Below are 7,546 nucleotides of genomic sequence, written 5' to 3'. Positions count from 1 at the left end.
TTGCGGATGACCAAGGGGCGCGCGACCCTGGTCGGCATCCTGCTGCTCGGGGCAGCATTACGGCTGTGGCACCTGGGCTTCGGCCTCCCCTCCCTCAACGACCCCGACGAGCCACTGTTCGTGATGAAAGCGCTCGACATGCTGCGCGGCCACACGTTCGATCCCGGCTGGTTCGGGCATCCGGCGACAACGTTGTTCTATGCGCTGGCGGTGATCTTCGCGGGCGTGGCGGCGAGCGGCATCGCGGCGGGATGGTGGACCCCGGCGGGCTTCGCCGCCGCCGTCTTCGCCGATCCGGGTTTGCTGATCGTGCCGGGCCGGCTGCTGATGGTCGCTTGCGGCCTCGCCTGCATCTATCTCACGTGGAGCATCGGCAAGCGCGCGGTGGGGCCGCGCGTCGGGCTGATCGCGGCCGCATTGCTGGCGGTGAACCCACTCCACATCGAACTCTCGCAGATCATCCGCACCGACATGATGGCGACTGCGTTCATGCTTCTGAGCACACGGTTCGCGGTGCTCGTATTCCAGCACGGACGGCGGCGCGACATCGTGCTGGCCGGGGTCGCGACGGGACTGGCCTGCGCAACGAAATGGCCCGCCTTCATCGCCTTCGGCAATGTCGAATGCGCGATCCTGTGGCTGGCGATGCGGGACCGGCGGCGGTTGCTCGACCTGCCGATCGCGCCGGTGGTCGCGGTCGTGACCCTGGTCGCGGTGTCGCCCTTTCTCCTCATCGACCATGCCATCGTCATGCGCGATCTGCTGGGCGAAGCCCGTCCCTATCATCTCGGCTCGACCGGCGGCGGGTTCGCTGCGAACCTGCGCTATTACCTCACCGACGTTTTGAGCGGGTCGTTCGGGCCGGTCTGTGTCGCACTGGCAGCAGTCGGCGGTGCCGTCAGCGTCTATCGCCACCGCACGCTCGCAGTGGCGGTGCTGCCCGTTGGCATCGTCTTCCTCGCCTCGATCAGCGCGCAGTCGCTGATTTGGGAACGATGGGCCGTGCCGGTGTTGCCGTTCGTCGCGCTGGCGGCGGCGGTCGGCATCGCACAGGTCGCGGCGCTGCTGCCTCGGCGGTTGGAGCGGAGTGCTATCGTGGCGATCACGGCGGCGTTTTGCGCGCTTATGCTGTATTGGAACGCCGCGCGGACGGCGGAACGTGCCACCGACACCCGCCAGATCGCCACGGCATGGCTAACCGCGCATGTCGATCCGCAGCGCTCGGTGCTGATCGAACACGCCGCCTTTGATCTGATCGGTCGGCCTGGCCGATTGCTGTTCCCGATGGGCCAGTCGGGCTGCGTCGACATCCGCGCGATGATGGCGCGCAAGCCCAGCTACGCCAAGGTCGAGACAGCGCGCGCGGGCAGTGCGATTGTCGATGTCGGCAACGTTCCGCCTGACTTATTGCCGAGCTGTCGTGCCGACTATGCGGTCTTCACGCATTACGCCCGCTATCAGGCCGAGCGTGAGCGCTTCCCGGCGCAGATCGCCGCCTATCGGCGCTTGGCGCGCGGCGGCACGATCCGGGCGATCGTCTCGCCCATTGAGGGCAAGCGCGGCGGCCCGGTGGTCTATGTCGTCCGACTAAGGGACTGATTTCAAAAAGGGGGTGATGGGGTAGACGGACCCCGCCTGCATCGATGTGCAATGGCGGAGGTGTTGAACACCACTAACGAAGGCGTCCACCCCATCACCTCTCTCGCCATTGGCGCGACCGTCTGTAACGCACGGTTGGAAATCGTTTCATGCGGCCCGTGCCTGCGCGGTGAAGGACACCACGCAGGACGTTTAGGCAGCGCGGAACCTCAGAAGCCGTAGGACAGCCGCAAATAGCCGAACTGTCCGGGGACATCATAGGTGGTCGTATCGAAATTCGCGCCGTCGCAGGTGATGCAGACGGGCGGCTGCTTGTTGAAGACGTTGTTGACGCCGGCGACCAGCTTGAACTTTTGCATCCAGTCGGTCGACAGATAGAATTGCACGTCACCATAGAAGGTTGGCGTCATGCGATGCTTGGTTGCATCGCTCTCCCTGACCGCGCTGATATAGCGGCCGGTAAACGACGCCCCGAAAGACGGCGTCGAGAAATCGACCGTGCTGTTCAGCTTGAAGCGCGGGAAGGCCTGATCGACCGACAGGCAACGCTCGGTCCCAACGCATTTCTGCAAGCCTGTCGGCAGCAGCGCGTCGTATTTCAACAGATAGGCTGCATTGACGCTGAGGCCCGCCGTGCCACCGCGGAACCGCGGCGTGCGATAGAGCAAGGTACTGTCGAGCCCATCGGTCTTGATCGAGTTCAGGTTCTGCAGAACCGCGCCGACCGATGCGATGGTGCCGACAGTCGTGCGCTTGATCAGCGCGCAGCTCGCGGCATCGCCGTTGAATGCGCAGCGCGAGAGGATCAGCGACGCCGGGGCCGAGTCGATCGCGTTCTTCAGGCTGATCGAATAATAATTGACCTCAAGGCTCAGCACGCTGGCCAAGCCGCCGCGCGCCCAGGATGGGCTGTAGACGCCCCCTGCGGTCCAGGTCTTCGCGGTTTCGGGCTTGAGGTTGACGTTGCCGCCCGAAAAAACGCCGATCTGGCCAGCCGGCTCGGCATAGCTGCCATTCGCCGGCACCCCATTGGCAATGCAGTTCGCCTTCACCGTCGCGTTGGTCTGGAACGAGCCGCCCAGGCCGCTGGTGCACGGATCCTGGATCGTCTGGTCGGAGCGCGAGGCCCCGGCGTAGAGTTCGCCGATGCTCGGCGCGCGCAGGCTCTCGGCATAGCCGCCGCGCAACAGCAGGTCGGAAACCGGCTTCCACAGGCCCGACGCGGTAAAGACCGTGTTGCTGCCGAAGGTCGAATAGTTTGAGTGGCGCACCGCGCCGTCGAATTCGAGCTTCTGGAAGAACGCGGTGTTGGTCAGGATCGGGACGCGAAGCTCGCCATAGATTTCATCGACGTTGAAGCGCCCGCGGCTCGGTTGGGTCGGCACGTCGGCACCCAGCCCGGCGACGATGACGGGATCGGGGTCGTAGCTCGCCCCCTGATCGCGATGCTCATAGCCGATCGCCAGGCCGACATCGCCGGCCGGCAGCGTGAACAGCGCTCCTGAAAGGTTGGCGCTGAAATCATTGAGTTCCTGTTGGCTCTTGTCGCGTTCGTTGAAGGTGACGAAGGCGAGCATCGCCGGCGTTATCGAACCCGCGCCGCCTACCGTTGCACCACCGAAGATGTTGAACGGCACGCACGCACCGGTGCATTGCGAGACTGGCCCAAGCGCCTGCGCGAGCTTGGCGGCGTTGACGTTGCCGGTGAAGAGCTGGTGCGCATCGTTGAGGCCATAGACCGCGTTCGCATCCCAGAACCACTTATGCTCGCCGATGTGGAACGAGCCGTCGAGCGTCACCGTTCCCGAGAAGGTGTCGACATCCTGCGTGAAGATACGCTGGCCACCCTCGACGAAACGACGATTGATCGCGACGTAATTGGCGGGCACGCCCGACGGCGTGCCGTCGAGGTTAACCCCCGAGGACAGCGTGACCCCGAACGGGTTATAGGGGTTGCTCGCGTCGACCGAGATCCGATCGAGCAGATTGCCGTTGCCGGCACCCGGCCCGATCACGAGCGGCAGGAACGCCGCCTCGGTGGTCGAGTGGCGGTGGTTATAGACCAGCTTCACCCGCATGTTGACGTTGTCGCTCAGCGCCTGCTTGAAGTTCAGGAATCCGCCATACCGCTCCGACGGCGTCAGCAGATAGTTGAACGGCGCGAAGTTGAAGCGGTCGGCATCGGTGAAGGTCTTGAAATCGGCCAGCGTCGCGGTGCGTCCGATGACGGGTGCCTTGAGCGTCAAATTCTGCCCCAGCACGCGGTAGCGCCCGAGCGGCGGCGAGCCGCTGCACCCGACGCCACCGGTCGCGGCAAAGGCGGGATCCTGGCACGACACCGCACCCGATGCCGGGAACAGCGAAATCGCCCGATTGCCGGTGCTGACCGCTTCCTGCTTGGTATAATAGCCGCCGAGCACGACCGAGGTGCCGCTTGCGGGCTTTTGGATGCCGTAGCTGAGCTCGTAATTCTGGGTATGGCCATCGCCCTGGCGGAAGGTGCCGAACTGGGCGTTGGCCTGCAGCCCCTTCTGCGCCTGCTTGGTGATGATGTTGACCACGCCGGCCACCGCATCGGTGCCGTAGAGCGGCGATGCGCCCGATTGCAGGACTTCGATCCGTTCGATCGAGTTCATCGGGATTTCGTTGAGATCGACCGATGCCGGGATGCCGCCCGCCGACGAGCCGTTGACGTAGCGCAGGCCGTCGACCAGCACGAGCGTGCGCTTGGCCCCGAGATAGCGCAGGTCGATTTCCGCCGCGCCCGAGCTGACGCCGGTGCCGTCGGGCGGACCACCGATATTGCCGGCATTGTTGACCTTGGTGTTGAGCCCCCCGCCCGCGCTCGGCAAGCGCTGCAGCACGTCGGCGACCGAGCTCAGGCCGGTACGCGCGATCGCGGCCTGGTCGACGGTGACGACCGGCTTGTCCTGGTCGAGCGGGCTGCGGCGGATGCGCGATCCGGTGACGACAATATCCTGGTCGGAGGCGGCGGTGGCATTTTCTGGCGCGACCTGCGCCGACGCCGGAGCAACGGAAATGCCGACCGCGAGCGCCACCATGGCGGCACCCAGATAATAAGGCGAGATAGCTTTAAGCATGATTGTTTCCCCGTTTGTCGTCTTTGCGACATCCTCTCCGGGTTTATGACAGGATGGTGAAACAATCGACACGGTGGCCGCAAGGGGGCAATGCGCGCGACCGGTCGTTTCCTTGGCAGTGTGGTTAATTTGTGACTATCGAAACACACCCCCGGATTTGGTTTGCAATGGCCCCGGAATCGCCCATCCGCGTGCCGCGATGCGCCGTGCGGCGGCCTGAAATGCGCAGCGTCACCCGTGCCGGCGCTTCGCATCGTCGAAGCAGCATTATGGGACGCCGCCACGGCCCGACAGGCCCAGACGCAGCTGCGCGCCGCTCCACAGGCGGTATGGCCGCCTTCCGCGAACGCGCGGTATCTTCTCTCCGGCCTGCCAAGTGTGGAATCTGCGGCGGCGGCTACTCGCACATCTCATCGACCCCGGTTGGATGCCCGACCGCGCGCGACAAGGGAAGGTGCGGCAATCGGGTGAACATCCGTCGCGACGTGCTCGAACGCCACGGGAAGGCGTGCTGGCAAGCGAGCTCAAAGGCGATCGCGCGAGCATCCTTCCCATCGCAGTAAACGGAAAAAGGCCCGCTGTTTGCACAGCGGGAGATTCGCAATTTGAGTTGGCAGCCATGTGTTCAGGTCCAGTCGAGCGGCAGTTTTCAGGCTCAGCCTGGAGCATCGGAGACAGCACCGTTTAGTGGTTGGTGGACATCACCCGGGGGCGTGGCAAAATTGCGGGGAACGGCGGATCGCCTTATAGTCACTGAGCGCGGAGGAGCATGCCGATGCGATATCTGGTTCACACCGCACGCCCCCTCTTCGAAGACCTTATCGGCACGTTAGTTTTCTACCTGATCTTCGTGCTAACGGGGGCCGTCATATGGGCGGCTGCAATTGGGTTGACGGTCGGCGTTGCTCAAGCGGTCCGGCACAAGCTGAAGCACGAAGCTGTTCCAGGTCTGCTCGTGATCGGCATCGCCCTCACCATCAGCCTCGGCGGCGTGTCGCTGCTGACGCACAGTGCACGCTTCCTGCTACTCAAGCCGAGCATCATCTATTGCTGTATCGGAGCGACGATGCTGCCGCGCGGATGGGTCAAGCGCTACGTACCTGCCATAGCGCTGGACCTGCTGCCCACGGGTATTTGGGATCATGTCGGGTGGGCATGGGCATGGCTGATGTTCGGGACGGCAGCCGCGAACGTCTTGCTCGTCGCCACGCTGCCACCCCACCGAGCGGCAACGTTGCTGCTCGTTCTAGCCTCTGGTTCAAAGCTGGCGCTGTTCTCCGTCCAATATGGCGTCTTGCGCGCCCGAGCAGGTGCCGCATTTAGCGCTCGTTCCACCGACCAGGTTGCTGACGTCTAAACGCTCGTTCGCGCACGCACCGGCACGCTCGGTGACTGTTCGAAACTGGGCACGAGCCGACCGGCAGCTTCGCGGTCGTGAAGACCCACGATCCGCCATTCACGCTGGCCTCGCAGCTTCCCAAATGCGGTCGTTCGTTCCTAACGCCGCCATCGCTGCTTTGACAGAGCGCAGGGGACACTCGCCGTTTGTTCAGAACTCAGCTTTAGGGCCCGGATTGGCTCCGTCTGCCCGCTGCCGAATTCCGGGCGCTGGCAAGACGACGGTCGCATTGGCAGTAAACGAATGTTTGTTAGCCTTTGAGCCAGCGCGGATCTGGTGAAAAGCAGGGCATCGACCACCATCCGGAGCCAAGTCTCGCATTTTCCCACCGCGTCGTCGAGGCTCATGAACCAGTGCTGGTTCAGGCATTCCGTCCAGAACTTGCCATTGAACGATTCGAAGAACGCATTGTCGATCGTCGTGCCATCCTCGGCCTGCTTCAACACGAACGCAATCTGCGCCTCGCTGAACTTCGATCTCTTCATCGCTCACTCCATCGCTTGGCCCTCAATCCTAAACTGGAATTTTCCAGCTCAAAACGGTCCAGGAAACGGGCAGCAGGTCAGTCACGCTGATACATCACCCGTCAACGATTGTATCGCGTGGCGGTGAGGGTATCGGAAACGGCGCAGGATTTGGTGTCGCGGAACCCCGCCCCGCGCAGGTCGGTGCGGATCGCAGTGTCGCCAAATGCCACGTCGCGTCCCTTTGGATAAACGGTCCAGAGCGGCAAAGCGGGAAAGCTTGCGTGGATACGCTGCGCCTTGGCTAGATCGTCGGGACCGTCGATGATCGCGATCATCATCTGCGCCGCTGCGCCGTTCGTCACCAACGCACCCTGCGTTGCCTCGGCCAGCACCTCGTCCGCGATCTCACCCATCAGCAGGGCGCGCGCCTGCGTGCCAAGCCCAAGCTTTGCACGCAGGCTGGGCGGCGGCTTGGCGATCGCGGCTGCCCAGCTTTGTGCCACCGTCGCGCCGAGATGTAGCGCCACGGTCTCTTCGTTCGCACGGAACTGTAACGTGTCGCCCTCGACCCGTACCTGCCTCATCGCGGCCTTGGGGAAGCGCCGCCTGATCTCGCCGCGCAAGATAAGCTCGGTGCTTTCCAGCAAAGCGCGGACCTGGCCTGTCTTGCTTCCCACTTCAGCATAAGCCGTCGCCTCGCGCCCCATCATGCGTCTCCCAATTCGCGCATCGCCGCCGCGACCGCGTCCAGCAGCGCGGCATCGGTGCGGTACATCCAGAACCGGCCCTGTCGTTCCAACTGCAACAGCCCCGTCTTACGCAGCACCTTCAGATGCTCCGACACAGTGGCGAGCGACAGATCCGACAAGGCAGACAAATCCCCCGCCGCCCGCGATCCCGTCAAACAGGCGCGCAGGAACGTCCGCCGCGCGGGATGCGCCAGCGCCCGCAGGATCTCGTCAAGATCGTCGTCGCCCAAG

Annotated in this window: 5 protein-coding genes and 1 pseudogene; 2 read left to right on the top strand and 4 right to left on the bottom strand. The window is 63.9% G+C overall.

Translation table 11 applies throughout. From position 1 onward, the window contains the following. The first annotated feature begins 6 nt into the window (after positions 1-6). Positions 7-1,599 (top strand): glycosyltransferase family 39 protein, encoded by a 1,593-nt coding sequence (locus H4W01_RS07150; RefSeq protein ID WP_209610461.1) that lies wholly within the window; start codon positions 7-9, stop codon positions 1,597-1,599. Between the two features lie 209 nt (positions 1,600-1,808). Here H4W01_RS07150 and H4W01_RS07145 read toward each other — a convergent pair whose 3' ends face one another. Next, positions 1,809-4,700 (bottom strand): TonB-dependent receptor domain-containing protein, encoded by a 2,892-nt coding sequence (locus H4W01_RS07145; RefSeq protein ID WP_209610460.1) that lies wholly within the window; start codon positions 4,698-4,700, stop codon positions 1,809-1,811. Between the two features lie 775 nt (positions 4,701-5,475). Between H4W01_RS07145 and H4W01_RS07140 the strand changes: the two genes are divergently transcribed. Continuing rightward, complete coding sequence (locus tag H4W01_RS07140; protein WP_209610459.1) at positions 5,476-6,057, top strand: septation protein IspZ; 582 nt, start codon at positions 5,476-5,478, stop codon at positions 6,055-6,057. A 344-nt stretch (positions 6,058-6,401) separates the two neighbouring features. Here the strand turns inward: H4W01_RS07140 and H4W01_RS07135 are convergent. The 3 genes and pseudogenes from H4W01_RS07135 to H4W01_RS07125 form a co-directional block, all read right to left on the bottom strand. Further along, positions 6,402-6,524 (bottom strand): annotated as a pseudogene (locus H4W01_RS07135) (integrase core domain-containing protein); the annotation flags it as partial. 161 nt (positions 6,525-6,685) lie between these two features. Continuing rightward, positions 6,686-7,276 (bottom strand): hypothetical protein, encoded by a 591-nt coding sequence (locus H4W01_RS07130; protein WP_209610458.1) that lies wholly within the window; start codon positions 7,274-7,276, stop codon positions 6,686-6,688. Then, positions 7,273-7,545, bottom strand: a complete 273-nt coding sequence (locus H4W01_RS07125) for an ArsR/SmtB family transcription factor (protein ID WP_209610457.1) — start codon at positions 7,543-7,545, stop codon at positions 7,273-7,275. The genes H4W01_RS07130 and H4W01_RS07125 overlap by 4 nt, the downstream gene beginning before the upstream one ends. Position 7,546: the final 1 nt, after the last annotated feature.

The sequence above is a fragment of the Sphingomonas sp. PL20 genome (assembly GCF_017875905.1).
Classification (GTDB): domain Bacteria; phylum Pseudomonadota; class Alphaproteobacteria; order Sphingomonadales; family Sphingomonadaceae; genus Sphingomonas; species Sphingomonas echinoides.
This window is presented reverse-complemented; position numbering and strand designations above follow the sequence as displayed.

Excerpts from the sequence above, each read along its gene's own strand:
- H4W01_RS07150 (WP_209610461.1), top strand. The coding sequence starts at position 7 with ATGACCAAGGGGCGCGCGACCCTGGTCGGCATCCTGCTGCTCGGGGCA.
- H4W01_RS07145 (WP_209610460.1), bottom strand. The coding sequence starts at position 4,700 with ATGCTTAAAGCTATCTCGCCTTATTATCTGGGTGCCGCCATGGTGGCG.
- H4W01_RS07140 (WP_209610459.1), top strand. The coding sequence starts at position 5,476 with ATGCGATATCTGGTTCACACCGCACGCCCCCTCTTCGAAGACCTTATC.
- H4W01_RS07130 (WP_209610458.1), bottom strand. The coding sequence starts at position 7,276 with ATGATGGGGCGCGAGGCGACGGCTTATGCTGAAGTGGGAAGCAAGACA.